This window comes from Symbiopectobacterium purcellii, from assembly GCF_052050035.1.
In the GTDB taxonomy this organism is placed as follows: Bacteria; Pseudomonadota; Gammaproteobacteria; order Enterobacterales; family Enterobacteriaceae; genus Symbiopectobacterium; species Symbiopectobacterium purcellii_A.
Map to the genome: position 1 here is coordinate 1473083 of NZ_CP189882.1, position 20601 is coordinate 1493683.

The window sequence follows — 20601 nt, forward strand, 5'->3', positions numbered from 1 at the left end:
CAATGACTGACAAGACTTTTCTGGTGGAAATCGGCACGGAAGAGCTGCCGCCAAAGGCGCTGCGTTCTCTGGCGGAGTCCTTTGCCGCCAACTTCACCACTGAACTGGATAATGCCGGGCTGACACACGGTGACGTGAGCTGGTTTGCCGCGCCGCGTCGTTTGGCGCTGAAAGTGGCGCAACTGAGCGCTGCACAGCCGGATCGTGAAGTCGAAAAACGTGGCCCGGCCATTGCTCAGGCGTATGACGCTGAGGGCAAACCGACCAAAGCGGCCGAATGCTGGGCGCGCGGCTGCGGTATCACTGTCGATCAGGCAGAACGTTTGACGACCGACAAAGGCGAGTGGCTGCTGTATCGCGCGCTGGTAAAAGGCGGCAGCGCGCAGGCGCTGTTGGCGGATATGGTCGCGAACGCGCTGGCTAAACTGCCAATCCCGAAACTGATGCACTGGGGCTATAAAGAGACCCAGTTTGTGCGTCCGGTGCATACGGTAACGATGCTGCTGGGTGATGAACTGATCCCCGGTCAGGTGCTGGGCATTGAATCCGCTCGCACCGAGCGCGGCCATCGCTTTATGGGCGAGCCCGAATTCACCATCGATAACGCTGACCAATACCCGAGCATCCTGCTGGAGCGCGGCAAGGTTATCGCCGATTATGAAGCACGTAAGGCGTTGATCAAAGCCGATGCGCAAGCGGCTGCGCGTCAGATCGGGGGTAATGCCGATCTGAGCGAAAGCCTGCTGGAAGAAGTGACCTCACTGGTTGAATGGCCAGTGGTGCTGACTGCGCGCTTTGACGAGAAATTCCTGGCGGTGCCTGCCGAAGCGCTGGTTTACACCATGAAGGGCGACCAGAAGTATTTCCCGGTGTATGACAACGCCCGAAAGCTGCTGCCGAATTTCATCTTTGTTGCCAACATTGAATCCAAAGATCCACAGCAGATTATTTCGGGTAACGAGAAAGTGGTGCGCCCACGTCTGGCGGATGCCGAATTCTTCTTTAACACCGACCGTAAAAAACGTCTGGAAGATCATCTGCCGCGTCTTCAAACCGTGCTGTTCCAACAGCAACTGGGTACGCTGCGTGACAAGACCGATCGCATTCAGGCCTTAGCGGGCTGGGTGGCGGAGAAAATCGGTGCCGACGTCGCTCACGCGCAACGTGCCGGTTTGCTCTCCAAGTGCGACCTGATGACCAACATGGTGTTCGAATTTACCGACACTCAGGGCGTAATGGGGATGCACTACGCGCGTCACGACGGTGAAGCCGAAGACGTTGCCGTTGCCCTTAACGAACAGTACCAGCCGCGTTTTGCCGGGGATGCACTGCCTGCATCTGGCGTTGCCTGCGCGTTGGCGATCGCTGACAAGATGGACACGCTGGCGGGGATTTTCGGTATCGGTCAACACCCGAAAGGGGATAAAGACCCGTTCGCGCTGCGCCGTGCTGCGCTGGGTGTGCTGCGTATTATCGTTGAGAAACAGCTGCCGCTCGATCTGCAAACGCTGACGGAAGAAGCGGTACGCCTGTATGGCGACAAGCTGACCAACGCTAATGTGGTCGATGACGTGATCGAATTCATGCTGGGCCGTTTCCGCGCCTGGTATCAGGAAGAAGGTCATAGCGTGGACACTATCCAAGCGGTACTGGCCCGTCGCCCGACCCGCCCGGCAGATTTTGATGCCCGTGTGAAAGCGGTGAGCCACTTCCGTTCGCTGGAGGCTGCCACCGCGCTGGCGGCGGCCAACAAGCGTGTGTCTAACATTCTGGCGAAAGCTACGGATACGCTGAACGCCAACGTTGATGCTGCTCTGCTCAAAGAGAAAGAGGAAGTTCAACTGGCCACCTACGTTATCGCGTTGGAAAGCAAGCTGGCACCGTGGTTCGCTGAAGGGCGTTATCAAGAAGCGTTGGCCGAGCTGGCCGAACTGCGTGAACCGGTTGATAACTTCTTTGATAAGGTGATGGTTAACGCGGAAGACGAAAGCGTGCGCCTGAACCGTCTGACGCTGCTCAACCAACTGCGTAATCTGTTCCTGAAAGTGGCGGATATTTCCGTATTGCAGTAAGCGGACAGCGCGACGCGTAGCATCTAAACAAATAAGGGCCGTTCATGCAGGAACGGCCCTTTTTTCTACGGCTGCCTTGCTACCGGTCTTCCTTCTCAAACGCGGTTTGCAGTGCCAGCACCAGCGTATCGCATCCGGCTTTATCGATGGTTAACGGCGGTGCCAACACCAGTCTCGGTCCTACCGGACGTACTACCGCGCCAGCATTGCGTGCCGCTTCTGCAATACGGAATGCCAGCCCGTTATCCGGCGCTAATGCGCGCTTGCTCACTTTGTCCTCCACCAGATCCAGCGCCAGCATCAGCCCTTTGCCACGTACGTTGCCTACGGAGCGGAAACGTGACTCAAACGGCAGCAGTTGACCCAGCAAGTATTCCCCCTGATGCGCGGCATTGGCTGGCAGATTCTCCCGCTCAACAATATCCAACACTGCCAGCCCGGCGGCGCAGGCTAACGGGTGGCCGCCGTAGGTAAAGCCAGTCATCAGTAACCCACGCGCATTGCGGTTGTCCAGATAGGCCGCTTCGATACGCTGATTCAGCACGGTCGCCGACAGCGGCACATATCCGGCGGTGAGCGCTTTGGCAAACACCATGATGTCTGGTTTTACGCCCCAACCGCGTGAACCAAACATCGCCCCGCTGCGGCCAAATCCGGTGACGACTTCATCGGCGATCAACAGTACGCCGTATTTAACGCCTAGGAATTTCAAACTTTTTGGGGCCCCTGATTTCGGGGGCTGGCAACGATGAAAACCGGCTTTTTTATCGTGAATGCCTCTGTGTTTGGGTGATTTTTGAACACATTGCGCGTTTTTTGATTACATCGCCGAATTCCAGGCAGAGCTTCCCCGCATTATCCAACGTAACGCATTCGCGCTATCTCCCCGGCGTTCGCGATTAGCTTCTCCAGGGCCGTTGCCGGCAGCGCCCGGCTGAACGCCATTTTTGCCCCGCACAGCAGGCAGGCAAACGGGTCTGTATTCAGTAATCCCTGACTCAGCGTTGTGTATGTCACTGGCGCTGCTTTTTTCACATTATCCTGCCCCAGGGCTTTTCTCACCAGAGGCAACAGTTTTCCCACTACGCGGTTAGCCAGAAAACCAAAGTAACGCACCATCCGGAAATGCTTCTCCGGTATATGCTTTATCAGCCGCAGTATCAGCTCACGCTGACTGAGCGCCAGGTCTTCATGCCTCCCCGTCCGGTGATCCAGAAAACGCAGGTTGATGCGGCTTCCCCCCATGTCAGGGTAGTTGTCGCCTCTGAGTGAAAAAAATCTAGGGGGCTGGAGAAGCTGTTCATGGGAAGCTATTCGCCAGAACGTAAAGCGGCTGTGATCGCCAGAATGTTGCCGCCGCATAGTCAGTCTATTTACCAGATATCCCGCCTGGAAGGCATTCCCGTCAATACGCTTTATGGCTGGCGGTCTCAGGCTGGAATTCCGACTCAGTCGGCAGCCAGTGAGAGTAAACTCCACCTGGAGTGGTCTCAGGATGCGCGCTTCGCCGTTATCGTTGAAACCGCGCCGCTTTCTGCTCATGCTGTGGCTGAATATAGCCAAGCGACTTAATTTTGATTACACCATATGGACTGAGAACAAACTCTCTGTATCGCAACCCATCTCTCTTTTTTTGCTTTTTGCTTTTTGCTTGTGCCCATTTATGCTCAATTGGGTTAAGATCTGGCGAATATGTAGGCAAATACTCCACCATATACCCTGCATCGATGATGACTTGTTGAATATTATGTTTTTTGTGAAAAGTGGCATTGTCCATCATGATTACACTGTTTTTAGGGAGTACTGGGATAAGGACTTGTGTGACCCAGGCATAGAAAACATCGCTGTTAATATTGATATCAAATAATCCGATAGCAAACAGCGTTGTGCCTAATAAAGCGCCGATAACATTTGTTCTTCCCCTAGCTCCCCAGTTCTTCAGGCCAAAACACCGTTGACCTTTTGGGGAATAGCCGTGAGTCCGTGGGGCATCGTGTGAAAAACCACTTTCATCAATAAAAACAATAGGTTTACCTTCTTTTTCATACTGTTGTTTTTTTTGTTGAAATCCCTGCCGGGCGTTTTCGTCGGCTTTCGGATGACGTAGAGTTTTTTTTATAGGTCAATCCCAGCTTTTTAAGCGCTTGCCAAATGGCCTTCTGACAAACGCCAAAACGCTCTGCACGTTCTTTTTGGTAAGCATCTGGATATTGTTCAACATCTTTTATCAACTCGGATTTATCGATCTTTCGCTGACGCGTGGTCGATGCTTTTGACTCTATTTGATTAATCCAACGCGATACAGAGGCAGGGCCAATCCGAAATTGCTTCGCTGTTTCTCGGATACTCAACCCTTCGTTTTTCCGTGTAGATATCACTTTACGTCTAAAATCAATTGAATAGCTCATTTAAATAATGTAATCAAAATTAAGTCGTTTAGCTATACCCGCTGACTCTCGGCTTCCTGATATAGCCAAGCGACATTATTTTGATAACAGCCAGCTATGCTTCTTTGCCGCATATCAGGGCATAGGATGTAATCATTTTTAAGTCGGTTGGCTATAGATGGTGCGCAGGTCAGCAGCAACGGCCTTACGCTCTTTCCAGCCGACGTAGCGCAGCGAGTTCCGCACCTGATGCACAATGCAGAGCTGTACCCGCGTATGCGGGTAAACAGCTTCAATGGCATCAGGAAAGCCTTTCAGGCCATCGCAGCAGGCGACGAAGATGTCCTTTAGCCCACGATTTTTCAGTTCTGTCATCACAGATAACCAGAACTTGGCCCCCTCAGTTTTGGCTATCCATAGCCCCAGCAGCTCTTTTTCGCGCTGGCCGTTGACGCCGAGGGCCAGATAAACAGACTTGTTGGCCACGGCTCCGCCGTCCTGGCTTTTGACAACAATACAGTCAAGGTAAACAATGGGATAAAGCGCATCCAGCGGCCGTTGCTGCCAGCGCTTAACGTCATCCATCACAGCATTGGTCACTTGAGAAATGAAGCCAGCGGAAACATCGACCCCGTAGACTTCTTTAAAGTGTGCCTGAATATCACGGGTTGATAACCCTCTGGAATAGAGAGAAATAATGCGGTCATCGAAGCCGTTAAGCTGTTTTTCGTTCTTACCGATCAGTGTCGGCTCGAAGGTACTGTTGCGGTCGCGCGGAATATCGAGCTCGATCTCCCCATTTTGGCTACGTACGCTCTTGGATGTCTTGCCATTGCGGGAGTTGCCTGAATGATTACCAGCCGGGTCATGCTTAGCATACCCAAGGTGCATCTCCATCTCAGCTTCAAGAACCCGTTCCGCCAGTCTTTTAGTCAGCACCTTGAGTAGGCCTGATTCACCCAGCAGATCCTGAGGGGAGTGACAATCTTGAAGCAGTTGGTCAATAAGTTCGTTGCTGATAGGCATTTTGTTATCCTTTGAAGGTTTTCCTCAAAATGCCATTTACACAGATTATTTTACAGTCTCTTTATCTCCCAACCCCATTAGATAAACTGCTTTTTATTTTATTGTATTTAAAATGTTATCCGACCTATGATTTGCAAGGACTTCTTTTTGGTTTAGATAGAACACGGGTATGTCGCTGGGTAAAAATATTATTGCCGGTTTTAGAGATGACCTTGGGGCGAGAATGTGTTTTGCCCGCTCGTCAAATTCGCTCTGCTGAGGAATTTTTTCGCGCCTTTCCTGGAGTTAAAGACGTCTTTATTGATGGGACAGAGCGACCTGTCCAAAAGCCTAAGAATCTGCGTCGGCGAAAATAAATGTATTCGGGAAAGAAAAGACAGACCACTCGAAAAGGGCTTATTATGACTGACGAAACAAGGCAAATTGGATTTATCCCCATGAGCAAAAATGGGCGCCGTCACGATAAACGCTTACTCGATAAAGTCTGATCCGGCCCAGAGATCGTGGACACGCTGTTAAGTGAGTAAAATTGCTGACAGAGGTGGAAAATGACTCAATCGAACGGTCGTAAAATGAGCAACAATCGCTATCCGGACGAGTTTCGGGAGAATGCTCTGCTACTTGCTCAGCGGATTGGCGTAGCCAAAGCAGCCAGTGAGTTGAATCTTCACGAATCGCAGCTTTATGCCTGGCGTAAAAAACAGCAAATGGCGCTATCCTGCTCCGAACGTGAACAGCAGCAATCTGTTGAAATTGTCAGGCTTAAACGTCAACTGGCTGATCAGGCTGAGGAGTTAGCCATCCTCCAAAAGGCCGCGACGTACTTCGCCAGACGCCTGAAGTGAGGTACGTCTTTATGCAACAATATCAGGCTGAGTTTCGGGTTAAGTCTATGGCGCGTGTTCTGGTCGTCAGCCGCAGCGGATTTTATGCCTGGAGCCGACGATGTGGGCAGAAAACGGTTTCACAGCAGCGACGGGAGCTTTGCGATACCCGGGTAGCCAGCGCCTTTACGGAACAGAAAGGACGCAACGGTGCCCGCAGGCTGCGCCTGGACCTGCAGGATGCCGGTTATCATTACAATCGCAAAACCATCGCTGCCAGCCTGCGCCGGCAGGGGCTGAAGGCGAAAGCGGCAAAAAAATTCAGGGTGACAACAGATTCGAAGCATAATCGTCCGGTGGCGCCGAATCTGCTACAGCAGGATTTCACAGCATCAGCCCCGAACCAGAAATGGGTCGGTGACATCACTTACTTATGGACGGAAGCGGGTTGGGTTTATCTGGCTGTAATAATTGATTTATTTTCACGAGCCGTTGTGGGATGGTCAATGTCGGTAAGGATGAAGTCGGGCCTGGTCTGCGATGCCCTGCAGATGGCCCTGAGCCGACGGGGTTCCCCAGAGGGCGTCATCGTCCACTCGGATCGTGGCAGTCAGTACTGTTCTGATGATTATCAGAAGTTAATTAAAATCAGTAAATTAACATGTAGCATGAGTGGAAAAGGCAACTATTATGATAACGCGTGTGCTGAAAGTTTTTTTCACAGTTTGAAGGTGGAGCTGATCCACGGCGAACACTTTCCTGACCGGGAAACCATGAAATCTGAGGTGTTTAACTACATTGAGGTGGATTACAATCAGAAACGGCGGCATAGCACGCTGGGCTATGTCAGCCCGATGGTATTTGAACGACAAGTCCTCTCTTAAGGGCGTGTCCACCAAGTCTGGGCCAGATCAGTCGATATAATTCGCCATATTCCTCCTGAGGTAACCATCTGGGCAGATACCGGTTTTCAAGGTATAGATAAACAGCATCTTAATACACAAATCCCAAAAAAAGGAACTCGAAAAAGACCTTTATCGCCTGAACAAAAACAAGAAAATAAAATAATCTCGGGCATCCGTATTACAGTTGAACACGCCATCGCGGGTATCAAGCGCCTCGGTTGCATGACCCAAATTTTACGGAATCGTAGACCCTTTATTGATGATACCTTCTTACTCCTTAGGGCTTTGTTGAATAAATCGAACTTTCAGGGGATCGCCGGATCAAAGCACTATCATCGCTCCCGATAGCAGCTCCCCATGGCAAAGCAAAAGTTTAAAATCACCAACTGGCCCACCTACAACAAAGCACTCAGACAACGCGGCTCCCTGACGGTCTGGCTTGATGAGTCGGCCATCGCTGCATGGACTGACAGTTCTTCGCCTGAAGGTCGTGGTCGGCCGCTTTACTACACCGATATGGCTGTTACCACGGTTTTGATGATAAAGCGCGTGTTTAACCTGTCGCTCCGGGCATTAAAGGGCTTTGTCGACTCGGTTTTTACACTGATGAGCCTGCCACTGCGCTGCCCGGACTACTCTCTGGTCAGTCGGCGGGCAAAAACCGTCAGTATCAGCATAAAAACGCCAACGCGTGGTGAAATCTCGCATCTGGTCATCGACAGTACCGGTCTGAAGGTCTTTGGCGAAGGTGAATGGAAAGTCAGGCAGCATGGGGCTGACAGACGAAGAGTGTGGCGCAAGCTTCATCTGGCAGCAGACAGTGCGACGCATGAGATTATCTGTGCCGACTTATCGCTCAGCGGAACGACAGATGCGCAGGCACTGCCGGGCCTGATTAACCAAACCCACCGGAAAATCAGGGAAGTGTCAGCAGACGGTGCTTATGACGCCCGTTACTGCCACGATGCGTTGCTGAGAAAGAAAATCAGGCCCCTTATCCCGCCGCGAAGCGGAGCGAAATACTGGCCGGACAAGTACTATGAACGTAACCATGCGGTGGCGAATCAGCGTCTGAGCGGGAGTAATGATATAGCCAACCGACTTAAAAATGATTACATCCTATGCCCTGATATGCGGCAAAGAAGCATAGCTGGCTGTTATCAAAATAATGTCGCTTGGCTATACTGTCGCCGTAAAGGCCTCTATCCTGAACAGATTCAGCAGTGGAAGGACGAGTTTATGCAGCCAGGTCAGCGTGCAGAAAGAGCCTTAATAAAGAAACAACAAAAAGAAATTCAGCAGCTTAATCGTGAAATAGCCCGCAAGGACAAAGCCCTCGCCGAAGCGGCGGCACTGCTCATCCTGGAAAAAAAGCTCAAGGCGTTCTTCGACGAAGAACGCGAGGTCGAATGACGCGCACAGCCGACAGGTTACGGCTGATGAAGATGCTGGAGGAGGCTGCCACTGCCGGCGTCCGGCAAAGCGATGCCTGCAGGTCTGTAGGGGCTTTGTTGAATAATTTAAGATACTGATTTATATAAGCATTATAAAATTTCAACGACTAATTTTTCCTCTCGGAATGCTTTTTATTGTGCTAACTATTTGATTTGTCGTTCTAACAAAATACATTCTCTGTAAATGCATTCTAACTAAAGAAGATGTAAATCAAACGGTTAAATTATTCAACAAAGCCGTCTGTAGGTATTAGCGAGCGGACGTTCCAGCGCTGGCGGCTAAGTCCTGACGACCGGCGACCGACGGCATCACGGCCGATGCCGAAAAACAGGCTCAGTGCTGAAGCGGAACAGCAGGTGCTGGCCATCTGCCATGAGCCACGATTCGCCAGTCTGTCGCCGGCGCAAATCGTACCGGCACTAGCCGATGAGGGGCGTTACGTTGCCAGTGAATCGACGTTTTACCGGGTGTTGCGCCGTGCCGGAGAGGTCAGTCATCGCGGGCGTCAGCAGGCCCCGCAAAGTAAGCCGCTGTCGACATGGAAGGCGATCGCGCCGAACCAGGTGTGGTCGTGGGACATCACCTGGCTGAAGTCGCTGACGGCGGGTCACTGGTTCTACCTGTATAGCCAAGCGACATTATTTTGATAACAGCCAGCTATGCTTCTTTGCCGCATATCAGGGCATAGGATGTAATCATTTTTAAGTCGGTTGGCTATAAGGAAGAAATATATCTGATCCGCTATTCAGAGGATGCCCTTTCTTAGTAGAAGAAGCGATTTTTAAAGAGGGTGCAATGAGCGGCTTATAGGGATGGGCAATACCAGTACGCGTCGGTTGTGCCATCACGCGTACTGGTTCGGCATGACTTTGCTCTGCTGCCGTATTGGAGCGTCATGCCATTTGTTAGCGGTTAACTTCGGGTGTAGAGCCACCCTCCTGACACCGGAAAGAATCCACAGCTTTCCATAAAGCGGTCCAGCACGGTCTCATTAACGCCAGCATGATCGGCTGCTGTCAGCCAAAATTCCTTCACGTCCGGTAGTTGACGCACGACTTCCTGAATCAGGTGAAGGCCAACGCCACGGCGGCGCGTAGCCTCTCTGACCATCAGATCATCGAGTTCCGCGTATTCGCCATCAATTTCCACCATTACCGCTGCCAGCAGGCGGCCATTGAAACGTGACGCGAACAGGCGCTGGTGCAGATCAAGGCTCTGTTCCAGTAGGTCGAGATTCTGGTGGGGCCAAATCTTGGCGAGATCAATTCTATCCTGGTCGCTGAATAACGAGAGACATTCGACGGCGAGCTTCATTTCGATAACCCTCTCAATGCGTTTGCATAAAGCATAGCTGTAGCCTAAAGCATAATGTAGTAGCGATGTAGATAAACAGTTGTGTAAGTTTTTCTGTACGGTTAATAGGGAAAATGTTTTCCTCGCCGATGATTTTTCGAGTATTGAGTTGCCCATTGCCGCATAAAGCAGCATAACTGACTATCTATAAAATAAATAGTGGCTTATAAGGCTGGTGTTTTATGCTGTTTACACCGCTTTTTTCTGATTGCGGTAGTTGATTTGCAGCATAAAATTCCTGTTTAATGACATGAAAAATAACGCCTTATTAGCGAAGTATAGCTAATAAAAAGCCTAACCTGTTCTTACTTATAAGAAAAAGATTGAGTACGGCGGGTTGATACAGGTTTTCAGGCGAACTCCATAACGACAGATAGGGTGAATCGAATGAAAGTAGCTAAAGGTAAAGTCGTACTGTTAGGGTGTATGGCAGCAGCGTTCGCACACATGGCCCATGCAAAAGACATAAAGGTTGCCGTTGTCGGTGCCATGTCCGGCCCGGTTGCCCAGTATGGCGACAGGCTTTGTTGAATAATTTAAGATACTGATTTATATAAGCATTATAAAATTTCAACGACTAATTTTTCCTCTCGGAATGCTTTTTATTGTGCTAACTATTTGATTTGTCGTTCTAACAAAATACATTCTCTGTAAATGCATTCTAACTAAAGAAGATGTAAATCAAACGGTTAAATTATTCAACAAAGCCATGGCGACATGGAATTTATCGGTGCGCGTCAGGCGATTGCTGACATCAACGCCAAAGGTGGCGTGAAGGGCAACAAATTGGTTGCCGTGGAATATGATGATGCTTGTGACCCGAAACAGGCGGTTGCCGTTGCCAACAAAGTGATTAACGATGGTATTCGTTACGTGATTGGTCACCTGTGCTCCTCTTCCACCCAGCCGGCCTCTGATATCTATGAAGACGAAGGCGTGCTGATGATTACGCCAGCGGCGACTGCACCGGATCTGACCACCCGTGGTTACAAGCTGGTGTTACGCACCACCGGTCTGGATTCCGATCAGGGCCCGACCGCCGCTAACTATATTGTGTAGTGGCATACTGAATTTGGCCACCTAAGTAGAGGTGATATGCTTACCTCATAATTTTTATAGGTGCCAAAATGAGTAAAATAATTACTGCTGAATTTAAATGTGAAACCGCCAAATTAGTCCTTGACCAAAATTATACCTACCAGGAAGCCGCGAAAGCCATGAACGTCAGTCTTTCAGCGATTAGCCGGTGGGTAAGAGCCCTTCGTTTAGAACGTCAAGGGAAAACATCGCCTGGTCTGCCATTAACACCTGAACAAATTGAGTTCAGAGAAATGAAGAACAAAATCCACCGACTGGAAATGGAGAATGCCATCTTAAAAAAGGCTACTGCGCTCTTAATGTCCGACTCACTGAAAAATTCTCGGTAGTTGAAAAGCTAAGAGCGCTTTATCCAGTGAAAGCGTTGTGTCGTATTTTTAATGTTCACCGAAGCAGTTATCGCTATTGGTGTCGACCTAAGGAGCCAGATATTGAGCGGACGATAAAACGTAGCCTGGTCAGCGAAGCGTGGAACGTTAGTGGCGGGTCTGCGGGCGCAAGGACTATCGCCACGATGGTTACCAATACACACGACGTGAAACTTGGGCGGTGGTTAGCGGGTAAGTTGATGAAAGAATTAACCCTCGTTAGTTGCCAAACAAGAAAACATCAATACAACCGCGGTGGAAATGAACGTATTGATATTCCAAATCTGCTCAATAGGCAGTTCGCTGTTACCAAGCCTGACCAGGTTTGGTGCGGCGATGTAACCTATATTTGGACAGGCGACCGATGGGCGTATCTGGCGGTGGTATTAGATTTATTTGCCCGAAAACCCGTGTGTTGGGCAATGTCGTTTTCGCCAGATTCAGAATTAACAGCCAAAGCACTACAAATGGCTTGGGAACTGCGTGGGCATCCCAAACAAGTCATGTTTCATAGTGACCAAGGAAGCCATTACACCAGTCGTCAGTATAGGCAGACATTGTGGCGTTATCAGATGACCCAAAGTATGAGTCGCAGAGGAAATTGTTGGGATAATAGTCCGATGGAGCGATTCTTCCGTAGTCTGAAGACTGAATGGGTGCCAACGACTGGCTACCAAAGCTTTAGTACTGCTCAATCATCCATTATTCGCTACATAACCCATTATTATAGCGATGTCAGACCTCACTGGTATAACGGTGGGTTAACACCAAATGAATCAGAACGGCTGTTCCATCAACAGTCAGGTAGGGTGGCCAAATTTAGTTGACCACTACAGTCTGGCTTATCTGCTCCATCGAGGCCGCCGTTTGTTGCAGACTGGCGGCCTGTTCTTCGGTGCGCTGGCTGAGATCGGTGCTGCCAGCGGCGATTTCACTGGCACCGGTCGAGATAGACTCGCTGCTTTCCCGCACCTGAATCACCAGTTTGCTCAGGCTGTCACGCATATGGTTCATGGCGGCCAGCAGGCTGCTGTTATCCGCGTCGGCGAGCGTTACCGGAACGGCCAGATTACCCTGCGCAATTTCTTGTACCACTTGCATCGCGTAGAGCGGTTCGCCGCCCAGCAGCTTTTTAATATGGCGGGTGATAAACCAGGCGATAACGGCGGCTAACAGCGCGGAAATGGCCGCAAGCATCAGCAGGCTGTTACCATCCTCCTCGGCCTCAGCCACGGCATTGGTCGCTATCTGGGTCGTGAGATCTTTTTGCAGTTTGATCATGGTGTTGAGGTTGCCGAACATGGCCGTTTGCACCGGCTCCAACTGACCTTTCACCAGCACCGCCGCTTCTGTCTGAAGATCGGTCAGCGTCATGCCGATCGCTTCACGTCCCAGTTTGGCAAAGGCGACGCGATTTTGCTGAAGCTCTCCCAAGATGGCGCGTATCTCTTTGGCATGCAGATTGGCTTCCAGTTGCTCCACCAGTTTGCCGTTTTGCGCGCTGGTTTTTTCAATCAATGCCTGGCTGTCGCTCAGCTCATTTTTGTCTGTCATCAGCAGCATGCGCAGCGTGGCTTTAATGGTGACGTTCAGGTTGTCTTTCAGTTCCTGTAATACAAACAGGTTGTTCAGGTGCTGTTTGGCCAGGCCGTCAGTGGTTTGGCCCAAACCGGCAAGATGCATGCGGCCAAAACCCGCGACCAGTACGCCGATAATGATCACAGCAGCAAACCCACTGCCGAGTAATGTTCCCAATTTGATGTTGCGTATGCGCTGCATATGTTCCCCATTTTTTTTCGAGTTTGTCGGGGCTTTGTTGAATAATTTAAGATACTGATTTATATAAGCATTATAAAATTTCAACGACTAATTTTTCCTCTCGGAATGCTTTTTATTGTGCTAACTATTTGATTTGTCGTTCTAACAAAATACATTCTCTGTAAATGCATTCTAACTAAAGAAGATGTAAATCAAACGGTTAAATTATTCAACAAAGCCGTTTGTCGGTAAAGCAGGTTCGCCTCTGCACGGCATAAGAAGAGGTGAGTCACCCTGGCATTGCTCAATGCGTCCATTCACGAGAACGGTGTTACGAACGCACAGTGATAGTTATGCTTGCATCATCAATGGGTTATTTACTTTATTATTCGTTTGCTGTGTGATTTCACGCGGTAAATGAGTAAAAAAACAGATGATATCTTTGGTATCGGCACTCCGTCGGTAAACATTTATTCCGGACCGCGATATGGGCCACAAATCTTGTCGGTAATTCTGCTACGCAAGCGTGACGGGCAGGGTGTCATGCGGGTGTCATCGTTTGGTCATCTTGCTGTCATGCGTCCGTGCCATGTTACCCCTCGACCAAGAAACGCACCCCTTTGCACAGGTGCTCACCTTTATGGCAGGAGACAGGCATGTTTAACGCGCTTAAGACACGGACGCTGCGTAATGCGGCAGTTCTGGTGGCGCTGACGTTGGCGTATCAGGCTAACGCCAACGCAGTGACCGAGATCCCTTTCTGGCATTCGATGGAAGGCGAACTGGGGAAAACGGTGGATTCACTGGCGACGCGTTTTAACCAATCGCACCCCGATGTCAAAATTGTGCCGGTATACAAAGGCAACTACGAGCAGAGCCTGGCGGCAGGGATTGCGGCTTACCGCACCGGTAACGCGCCCGCCATCCTTCAGGTGTATGAAGTGGGCACCGCCACCATGATGGCGAGCAAGGCGATCAAACCGGTGTATCAGGTATTTAAAGATGCCGGGATCGATTTTGATGAGAGCGTGTTTGTGCCAACCGTCTCCGGTTACTACGCCGACGCGAAAACGGGGCACCTGCTGTCACAGCCGTTCAACAGCTCAACGCCGGTGCTTTATTACAACAAAGACGCTTTCCAAAAAGCCGGGCTGGACCCGGAACAACCACCGAAAACCTGGCAGCAAATGGCGGAGTACACGGCCAAACTGCGCGCCGCAGGCATGAAGTGTGGCTACGCCAGCGGCTGGCAGGGTTGGATTCAGATTGAAAACTTCAGCGCCTGGCATGCCTTGCCGATTGCCAGTAAGAATAACGGCTTCGACGGCACGGATGCGGTGCTGGAATTCAACAAGCCGACGCAAATCAAACATATCCAGCTGTTGCAGGACATGAACAAGAAAGGGGACTTCACCTACTACGGTCGCAAGGATAAGCGTGTTGCTTAATAGTGAAATAAGGGTGTTTCGGTGATTGAAGTAAATTTTACGCTGTTCTGAGATGGAAATTCCAAAGACCGGCGCTAAGGAGTAAGAAGGTATCATCAATAAAGGGTCTACGATTCCGTAAAATTTGGGTCATGCAACCGGAGACTGTAAAATAATCTGTGTAAATGGCATTTTGAGGAAAACCTTCAAAGGATAACAAAATGCCTATCAGCAACGAACTTATTGACCAACTGCTTCAAGATTGTCACTCCCCTCAGGATCTGCTGGGTGAATCAGGCCTACTCAAGGTGCTGACTAAAAGACTGGCGGAACGGGTTCTTGAAGCTGAGATGGAGATGCACCTTGGGTATGCTAAGCATGACCCGGCTGGTAATCATTCAGGCAACTCACGCAATGGCAAGACATCCAAGAGCGTACGTAGCCAAAATGGGGAGATCGAGCTCGATATTCCGCGCGACCGCAACAGTACCTTCGAGCCGACACTGATCGGTAAGCACGAAAAACAGCTTAACGGCTTCGATGACCGCATTATTTCTCTCTATTCCAGAGGGTTATCAACCCGTGATATTCAGGCACACTTTAAAGAAGTCTACGGGGTCGATGTTTCCGCTGGCTTCATTTCTCAAGTGACCAATGCTGTGATGGATGAAGTTAAGCGCTGGCAGCAACGGCCGCTGGATGCGCTTTATCCCATTGTTTACCTTGACTGTATTGTTGTCAAAAGCCAGGACGGCGGAGCCGTGGCCAACAAGTCTGTTTATCTGGCCCTCGGCGTCAACGGCCAGGGCGAAAAAGAGCTGCTGGGGCTATGGATAGCCAAAACTGAGGGGGCCAAGTTCTGGTTATCTGTGATGACAGAACTGAAAAATCGTGGGCTAAAGGACATCTTCGTCGCCTGCTGCGATGGCCTGAAAGGCTTTCCTGATGCCATTGAAGCTGTTTACCCGCATACGCGGGTACAGCTCTGCATTGTGCATCAGGTGCGGAACTCGCTGCGCTACGTCGGCTGGAAAGAGCGTAAGGCCGTTGCTGCTGACCTGCGCACCATCTATAGTTCCGCAACGCTAGAGGGCGCTGAAGAGGCCCTGGATGCCTTCGCGGCCAAATGGGATGAACAGTTCCCGACGATCAGCCCGTCGTGGAGAAATAATTGGGAACGTCTCATCGTCATTTTTGACTTTCCGCCGGAGATCCGCAAGGTTATCTACACCACCAACGCGATAGAGTCGTTAAATGCTTCATTGCGCAAGATAACGAAAACGCGACGAATATTTCCAACGGATGACTCGGTGATAAAATTACTCTATCTAGCCTTGCATAATATCTCTGCTAAATGGACCTTGCCAATCAGAGACTGGAAACCTGCTATGAGCCAATTCATGTTGATGTATGGAGAACGAATCTCCGGTTAAGCAATGGAGCCATTTACACAAAATTCTTTACAGACTCTGCAACCGAGGCGCTTGATACCCGCGATGGCGTGTTCAACTGTAATACGGATGCCCGAGATTATTTTATTTTCTTGTTTTTGTTCAGGCGATAAAGGTCTTTTTCGAGTTCCTTTTTTTGGGATTTGTGTATTAGGATGCTGTTTATCTATACCTTGAAAACCGGTATCTGCCCAGATGGTTACCTCAGGAGGAATATGGCGAATTATATCGACTTTATCGAGTAAGCGTTTATCGTGACGGCGCCCATTTTTGCTCATGGGGATAAATCCAATTTGCCTTGTTTCGTCAGTAATAATAAGCCCTTTTCGAGTGGTCTGTCTTTTCTTTCCCGAATACATTTTTTTTCGCCGACGCAGATTCTTAGGCTTTTGGACAGGTCGCTCTGTCCCATCAATAAAGACGTCTTTAACTCCAGGAAAGGCGCGAAAAAATTCCTCAGCAGAGCGAATTTGACGAGCGGGCAAAACACATTCTCGCCCCAAGGTCATCTCTAAAACCGGCAATAATATTTTTACCCAGCGACATACCCGTGTTCTATCTAAACCAAAAAGAAGTCCTTGCAAATCATAGGTCGGATAACATTTTAAATACAATAAAATAAAAAGCAGTTTATCTAATGGGGTTGGGATAAATCCTTTCTGCCCTGCACCCATCTGCCGCTCGTGATCTTTTCGATTCTTTTTCCGATAAATCAAATAACAAGCTGAAAATTCAGCGGCTAAATTTTTCAATTCTTCGACTGATAATCCAATGATTGCTTTACATAAACGATTATCTCGTAACAACCGCTCTTTGTTGCTCATTTCAAACCTTTATTCTCTAAGTTAAACCTCTTTTTATTCTCAATAGCCTGACAAAAAATGCAAGTCTCTATTCAGCAACTAGTTTGATGAGTCGACTGAGAAGTTCTACAACGGTGATTGCGCCATTACCACGGCATCGTCCGGTTCGTTGGCTAACATCCGCGCTCACGCTAAATTCAACTATGGCGTAGGAATGATGCCGTATGACGCTGAGGTGCCGAACGCGCCGCAGAACGCCATTATTGGCGGTGCCAGCCTGTGGGTTATGGGCGGCAAAGACGATGCCACTTACAAAGGCGTCGCGCAGTTTATGCAGTTCCTGGCGCAGCCGGAAATGGCCGCCGAATGGCACCAGAAGACCGGCTATCTGCCGATCACTACCGCCGCGTATGAGCTGACTAAGCAGCAGGGTTTTTATGAGAAGAACCCCGGTGCGGACATTGCGACGCGTCAGATGCTGAACAAGCCGCCGTTGGCGTTCACCAAAGGGTTGCGCTTAGGCAATATGCCGCAGATCCGTACCATCGTGGATGAAGAGTTGGAAAGCGTCTGGACCGGTAAGAAAACGCCGCAGCAAGCGTTGGATACCGCGGTTGAACGCGGCAACGTGTTGTTGCGTCGCTTCGAGCAGTCCACCAAGTAAGGTTTCAGGCACTTTCTCGTCATTCCCGCGCAGGCGGGAATGACGGAGGGCGACTTCTGTTGCCCTGTTTTCCCCTTCATTGATTGAGTATGTGGCATGACCTCATCCCGCCCTGTCTTTGGCCGTAGCTGGTTATAGCCAAGCGACTTAATTTTGATTACACCATATGGACTGAGAACAAACTCTCTGTATCGCAACCCATCTCTCTTTTTTTGCTTTTTGCTTGTGCCCATTTATGCTCAATTGGGTCAAGATCTGGCGAATATGTAGGCAAATACTCCACCATATACCCTGCATCGATGATGACTTGTTGAATATTATGTTTTTTGTGAAAAGTGGCATTGTCCATCATGATTACACTGTTTTTAGGGAGTACTGGGATAAGGACTTGTGTGACCCAGGCATAGAAAACATCGCTGTTAATATTGATATCAAATAATCCGATAGCAAACAGCGTTGTGCCTAATAAAGCGCCGATAACATTTGTTCTTCCCCTAGCTCCCCAGTTCTTCAGGCCAAAACACCGTTGACCTTTTGGGGAATAGCCGTGAGTCCGTGGGGCATCGTGTGAAAAACCACTTTCATCAATAAAAACAATAGGTTTACCTTCTTTTTCATACTGTTGTTTTTTTTGTTGAAATCCCTGCCGGGCGTTTTCGTCGGCTTTCGGATGACGTAGAGTTTTTTTTATAGGTCAATCCCAGCTTTTTAAGCGCTTGCCAAATGGCCTTCTGACAAACGCCAAAACGCTCTGCACGTTCTTTTTGGTAAGCATCTGGATATTGTTCAACATCTTTTATCAACTCGGATTTATCGATCTTTCGCTGACGCGTGGTCGATGCTTTTGACTCTATTTGATTAATCCAACGCGATACAGAGGCAGGGCCAATCCGAAATTGCTTCGCTGTTTCTCGGATACTCAACCCTTCGTTTTTCCGTGTAGATATCACTTTACGTCTAAAATCAATTGAATAGCTCATTTAAATAATGTAATCAAAATTAAGTCGTTTAGCTATACCTTATGCGTTAGTGTTTCCCCAACTGGCTATTACGGTGATTTTCTTTATCTGGCCTGCTGGTCAGGCGCTGTTGTACTCCACGCAACGTATTGATCCCTTTGGCCTCTCTAGCGAGTTTGTCGGTCTGGAAAACTTCCGCAACCTGATGAACGACAGTTACTATCTGGACGCGTTCTATACCACACTGGTGTTTAGTTCACTGGTAACGGTGTGCGGCATGGGCGTGTCGTTACTGCTGGCGGCGTTGGTGGATTATGTGCTGCGCTGTCGCCGCCTCTACCAAACCCTGTTTATTCTGCCTTACGCGGTAGCGCCTGTGGTAGCGGCCGCACTGTGGATGTTTTTGTTCAGCCCCGGCGGATTAATCACCTATGGCTTAAGTCAGTGGGGTTATGACTGGAATCACGCCACCCACAGTGGACAGGCGATGTTTCTGGTGGTGTTGGCGTCTATCTGGAAGCAGATAAGCTATAACTTTCTGTCTTTTCTGGCTGCGTTGCAGTCCATTCCGCGCTCTCTGGTGGAAGCGGCGGCCATTGACGGCGCAGGCCCGGTGCGCCGTTTCTTCAATCTGGTGCTGCCGCTGATTTCTCCGGTTAGCTTCTTTCTGCTGGTGGTCAATCTGGTCTATGCCTTTTTCGACACCTTTCCCATCATCGATGCCGCCACGGCGGGTGGTCCGATGCAGGCCACGACTACCCTGATTTTCAAAATCTACCGTGAAGGGTTTGCCGGTCTGGATCTTTCCAGCTCTGCGGCGCAGTCGGTGGTGTTGATGCTGCTGGTGGTGGGTTTGACAGTCCTTCAGTTCCGCTTTGTGGAACGCAAGGTCAATTATTAAGGGGGAACCGATGATCGAAAATCGTCGTGGGCTGGATATGTTCAGCCACTTGATGTTGATATAGCCAAGCGACTTAATTTTGATTACACCATATGGACTGAGAACAAACTCTCTGTATCGCAACCCATCTCTCTTTTTTTGCTTTTTGCTTGTGCCCATTTATGCTCAATTGGGTTAAGATCTGGCGAATATGTAGGCAAATACTCCACCATATACCCTGCATCGATGATGACTTGTTGAATATTATGTTTTTTGTGAAAAGTGGCATTGTCCATCATGATTACACTGTTTTTAGGGAGTACTGGGATAAGGACTTGTGTGACCCAGGCATAGAAAACATCGCTGTTAATATTGATATCAAATAATCCGATAGCAAACAGCGTTGTGCCTAATAAAGCGCCGATAACATTTGTTCTTCCCCTAGCTCCCCAGTTCTTCAGGCCAAAACACCGTTGACCTTTTGGGGAATAGCCGTGAGTCCGTGGGGCATCGTGTGAAAAACCACTTTCATCAATAAAAACAATAGGTTTACCTTCTTTTTCATACTGTTGTTTTTTTTGTTGAAATCCCTGCCGGGCGTTTTCGTCGGCTTTCGGATGACGTAGAGTTTTTTTTATAGGTCAATCCCAGCTTTTTAAGCGCTTGCCAAATGGCCTTCTGACAAACGCCAAAACGCTCTGCACGTTCTTTTTGGTAAGCATCTGGATATTGTTCAACATCTTTTATCAACTCGGATTTATCGATCTTTCGCTGACGCGTGGTCGATGCTTTTGACTCTATTTGATTAATCCAACGCGATACAGAGGCAGGGCCAATCCGAAATTGCTTCGCTGTTTCTCGGATACTCAACCCTTCGTTTTTCCGTGTAGATATCACTTTACGTCTAAAATCAATTGAATAGCTCATTTAAATAATGTAATCAAAATTAAGTCGTTTAGCTATATCTCTGGCCGCTGCTGATCGTCAACGACGTTAATCTTGGCACCGCCATGGCCGGGCTGAAAAGCATGATCGCCTCTGGCGATGTTGCCACCCAGTGGAACCACGTGATGGCGGCGATGTTGATGACGTTGTTGCCGCCGCTGTTGGTAGTGCTGTTGATGCAGCGCTGGTTTGTGCGTGGTCTGGTGGATAGTGAGAAATAAAACGA

21 protein-coding genes and 7 pseudogenes are annotated in these 20601 nt (G+C 49.4%); 15 read left to right on the forward strand and 13 right to left on the reverse strand.

Going from position 1 to position 20601, the window contains the following annotated elements:
- The first annotated feature begins 2 nt into the window (after positions 1-2).
- Positions 3-2072 (forward strand): glycine--tRNA ligase subunit beta, encoded by a 2070-nt coding sequence (glyS, locus tag ACQGXV_RS11045; RefSeq protein WP_440866402.1) that lies wholly within the window; start codon positions 3-5, stop codon positions 2070-2072.
- A gap of 79 nt (positions 2073-2151) precedes the next feature.
- Here glyS and ACQGXV_RS11050 read toward each other — a convergent pair whose 3' ends face one another.
- The 6 genes and pseudogenes from ACQGXV_RS11050 to ACQGXV_RS11075 all read right to left on the reverse strand — a co-directional run.
- Positions 2152-2784, reverse strand: coding sequence for an aminotransferase class III-fold pyridoxal phosphate-dependent enzyme (locus ACQGXV_RS11050; protein WP_440866403.1), 633 nt, complete (start codon positions 2782-2784; stop codon positions 2152-2154).
- Positions 2785-2927: 143 nt separating this feature from the next.
- Entirely contained in the window at positions 2928-3434 is a 507-nt protein-coding gene (locus tag ACQGXV_RS11055; protein ID WP_440866404.1) for a transposase, read from the reverse strand.
- Positions 3435-3582: 148 nt separating this feature from the next.
- A complete protein-coding gene (locus ACQGXV_RS11060; RefSeq protein ID WP_440867374.1) occupies positions 3583-4191 on the reverse strand; it encodes an IS630 family transposase in 609 nt (202 codons plus the stop codon).
- Positions 4115-4480 carry an IS630 transposase-related protein gene (locus ACQGXV_RS11065; protein ID WP_440862584.1) on the reverse strand — a complete coding sequence of 122 codons (366 nt, stop codon included), beginning with the start codon at positions 4478-4480 and terminating at the stop codon, positions 4115-4117. The genes ACQGXV_RS11060 and ACQGXV_RS11065 overlap by 77 nt, the downstream gene beginning before the upstream one ends.
- A gap of 32 nt (positions 4481-4512) precedes the next feature.
- Positions 4513-4659 (reverse strand): hypothetical protein, encoded by a 147-nt coding sequence (locus ACQGXV_RS11070; RefSeq protein WP_440866405.1) that lies wholly within the window; start codon positions 4657-4659, stop codon positions 4513-4515.
- Positions 4622-5485: pseudogene (locus ACQGXV_RS11075) on the reverse strand (IS256 family transposase); the annotation flags it as partial. The pseudogene ACQGXV_RS11075 and the gene ACQGXV_RS11070, both read right to left, overlap by 38 nt.
- Positions 5486-5514: 29 nt before the next feature.
- Between ACQGXV_RS11075 and ACQGXV_RS11080 the strand changes: the two are divergent.
- The 7 genes and pseudogenes from ACQGXV_RS11080 to ACQGXV_RS11110 all read left to right on the forward strand — a co-directional run bounded on the left by ACQGXV_RS11080 (position 5515) and on the right by ACQGXV_RS11110 (position 9316).
- Complete coding sequence (locus ACQGXV_RS11080; protein WP_440866406.1) at positions 5515-5841, forward strand: helix-turn-helix domain-containing protein; 327 nt, start codon at positions 5515-5517, stop codon at positions 5839-5841.
- On the forward strand, positions 5842-5973 hold the full coding sequence (locus ACQGXV_RS11085) for a hypothetical protein (RefSeq protein WP_440866407.1): 132 nt from the start codon (positions 5842-5844) through the stop codon (positions 5971-5973).
- A 60-nt stretch (positions 5974-6033) separates the two neighbouring features.
- A protein-coding gene (locus ACQGXV_RS11090; RefSeq protein WP_440866408.1) for an IS3 family transposase occupies positions 6034-7193 on the forward strand; the annotation gives its coding sequence in 2 pieces (ribosomal slippage) (positions 6034-6289 and positions 6289-7193; 1161 coding nt in all).
- Positions 7194-7220: 27 nt separating this feature from the next.
- Positions 7221-7562: pseudogene (locus tag ACQGXV_RS11095) on the forward strand (transposase family protein); the annotation flags it as partial.
- A gap of 9 nt (positions 7563-7571) precedes the next feature.
- Positions 7572-8306 (forward strand): annotated as a pseudogene (locus ACQGXV_RS11100) (IS5 family transposase); the annotation flags it as partial.
- A 317-nt stretch (positions 8307-8623) separates the two neighbouring features.
- Positions 8624-8746: a hypothetical protein gene (locus tag ACQGXV_RS11105; protein ID WP_440866409.1), complete on the forward strand. Its 123-nt coding sequence runs from the start codon at positions 8624-8626 to the stop codon at positions 8744-8746.
- Positions 8747-8917: 171 nt separating this feature from the next.
- Positions 8918-9316 (forward strand): helix-turn-helix domain-containing protein, encoded by a 399-nt coding sequence (locus tag ACQGXV_RS11110; RefSeq protein WP_440867375.1) that lies wholly within the window; start codon positions 8918-8920, stop codon positions 9314-9316.
- A gap of 265 nt (positions 9317-9581) precedes the next feature.
- Here the strand turns inward: ACQGXV_RS11110 and panM are convergent, their stop codons facing one another.
- A complete protein-coding gene (panM, locus tag ACQGXV_RS11115; protein ID WP_440867376.1) occupies positions 9582-9983 on the reverse strand; it encodes an aspartate 1-decarboxylase autocleavage activator PanM in 402 nt (133 codons plus the stop codon).
- A 747-nt stretch (positions 9984-10730) separates the two neighbouring features.
- On the opposite strand from panM, the pseudogene ACQGXV_RS11120 reads away from it, so the two are divergent.
- Both ACQGXV_RS11120 and ACQGXV_RS11125 read left to right on the forward strand, forming a co-directional pair.
- Positions 10731-11078 (forward strand): annotated as a pseudogene (locus tag ACQGXV_RS11120) (ABC transporter substrate-binding protein); the annotation flags it as partial.
- Positions 11079-11149: 71 nt separating this feature from the next.
- Positions 11150-12315, forward strand: a protein-coding gene (locus tag ACQGXV_RS11125) for an IS3 family transposase (RefSeq protein ID WP_440866410.1) whose coding sequence is annotated in 2 segments (ribosomal slippage) — positions 11150-11393 and positions 11393-12315 — 1167 coding nt in all. Because the reading frame shifts where the segments join, the coding sequence is not laid out codon by codon here.
- Here the strand turns inward: ACQGXV_RS11125 and ACQGXV_RS11130 are convergent.
- The gene (locus tag ACQGXV_RS11130) at positions 12308-13351 is read right to left on the reverse strand and encodes a methyl-accepting chemotaxis protein (protein WP_440866411.1); all 1044 of its coding nucleotides are present in this window, start codon (positions 13349-13351) and stop codon (positions 12308-12310) included. The genes ACQGXV_RS11125 and ACQGXV_RS11130 overlap by 8 nt on opposite strands.
- Before the next feature lie 551 nt (positions 13352-13902).
- Here ACQGXV_RS11130 and ugpB point away from each other — a divergent pair.
- Both ugpB and ACQGXV_RS11140 read left to right on the forward strand, forming a co-directional pair.
- Positions 13903-14682 (forward strand): annotated as a pseudogene (ugpB, locus tag ACQGXV_RS11135) (sn-glycerol-3-phosphate ABC transporter substrate-binding protein UgpB); the annotation flags it as partial.
- Between the two features lie 212 nt (positions 14683-14894).
- Positions 14895-16106: an IS256 family transposase gene (locus tag ACQGXV_RS11140; RefSeq protein WP_440862551.1), complete on the forward strand. Its 1212-nt coding sequence runs from the start codon at positions 14895-14897 to the stop codon at positions 16104-16106.
- Here ACQGXV_RS11140 and ACQGXV_RS11145 read toward each other — a convergent pair.
- Positions 16103-16948, reverse strand: a complete 846-nt coding sequence (locus tag ACQGXV_RS11145) for a transposase family protein (RefSeq protein WP_440866412.1) — start codon at positions 16946-16948, stop codon at positions 16103-16105. The genes ACQGXV_RS11140 and ACQGXV_RS11145 overlap by 4 nt on opposite strands.
- 85 nt (positions 16949-17033) lie before the next feature.
- On the opposite strand from ACQGXV_RS11145, the pseudogene ACQGXV_RS11150 reads away from it, so the two are divergent.
- Positions 17034-17591, forward strand: a pseudogene (locus ACQGXV_RS11150) (extracellular solute-binding protein); the annotation flags it as partial.
- Between the two features lie 157 nt (positions 17592-17748).
- Here the strand turns inward: ACQGXV_RS11150 and ACQGXV_RS11155 are convergent.
- Positions 17749-18282, reverse strand: coding sequence for an IS630 family transposase (locus tag ACQGXV_RS11155; protein WP_440867377.1), 534 nt, complete (start codon positions 18280-18282; stop codon positions 17749-17751).
- Positions 18206-18571 carry an IS630 transposase-related protein gene (locus tag ACQGXV_RS11160; RefSeq protein ID WP_440862584.1) on the reverse strand — a complete coding sequence of 122 codons (366 nt, stop codon included), beginning with the start codon at positions 18569-18571 and terminating at the stop codon, positions 18206-18208. Before ACQGXV_RS11160 ends, ACQGXV_RS11155 begins: the two co-directional genes overlap by 77 nt.
- A gap of 34 nt (positions 18572-18605) precedes the next feature.
- On the opposite strand from ACQGXV_RS11160, the gene ugpA reads away from it, so the two are divergent.
- The gene (gene ugpA / locus ACQGXV_RS11165) at positions 18606-19451 is read left to right on the forward strand and encodes a sn-glycerol-3-phosphate ABC transporter permease UgpA (RefSeq protein WP_440867378.1); all 846 of its coding nucleotides are present in this window, start codon (positions 18606-18608) and stop codon (positions 19449-19451) included.
- An 83-nt stretch (positions 19452-19534) separates the two neighbouring features.
- Here the strand turns inward: ugpA and ACQGXV_RS11170 are convergent, their stop codons facing one another.
- Both ACQGXV_RS11170 and ACQGXV_RS11175 read right to left on the reverse strand, forming a co-directional pair.
- Positions 19535-20068 carry an IS630 family transposase gene (locus ACQGXV_RS11170; RefSeq protein WP_440862665.1) on the reverse strand — a complete coding sequence of 178 codons (534 nt, stop codon included), beginning with the start codon at positions 20066-20068 and terminating at the stop codon, positions 19535-19537.
- Positions 19992-20357, reverse strand: a complete 366-nt coding sequence (locus ACQGXV_RS11175) for an IS630 transposase-related protein (RefSeq protein ID WP_440862584.1) — start codon at positions 20355-20357, stop codon at positions 19992-19994. The genes ACQGXV_RS11170 and ACQGXV_RS11175 overlap by 77 nt, the downstream gene beginning before the upstream one ends.
- Before the next feature lie 35 nt (positions 20358-20392).
- Here ACQGXV_RS11175 and ACQGXV_RS11180 point away from each other — a divergent pair.
- Positions 20393-20596 (forward strand): annotated as a pseudogene (locus tag ACQGXV_RS11180) (glycerol-3-phosphate transporter); the annotation flags it as partial.
- Positions 20597-20601: the final 5 nt, after the last annotated feature.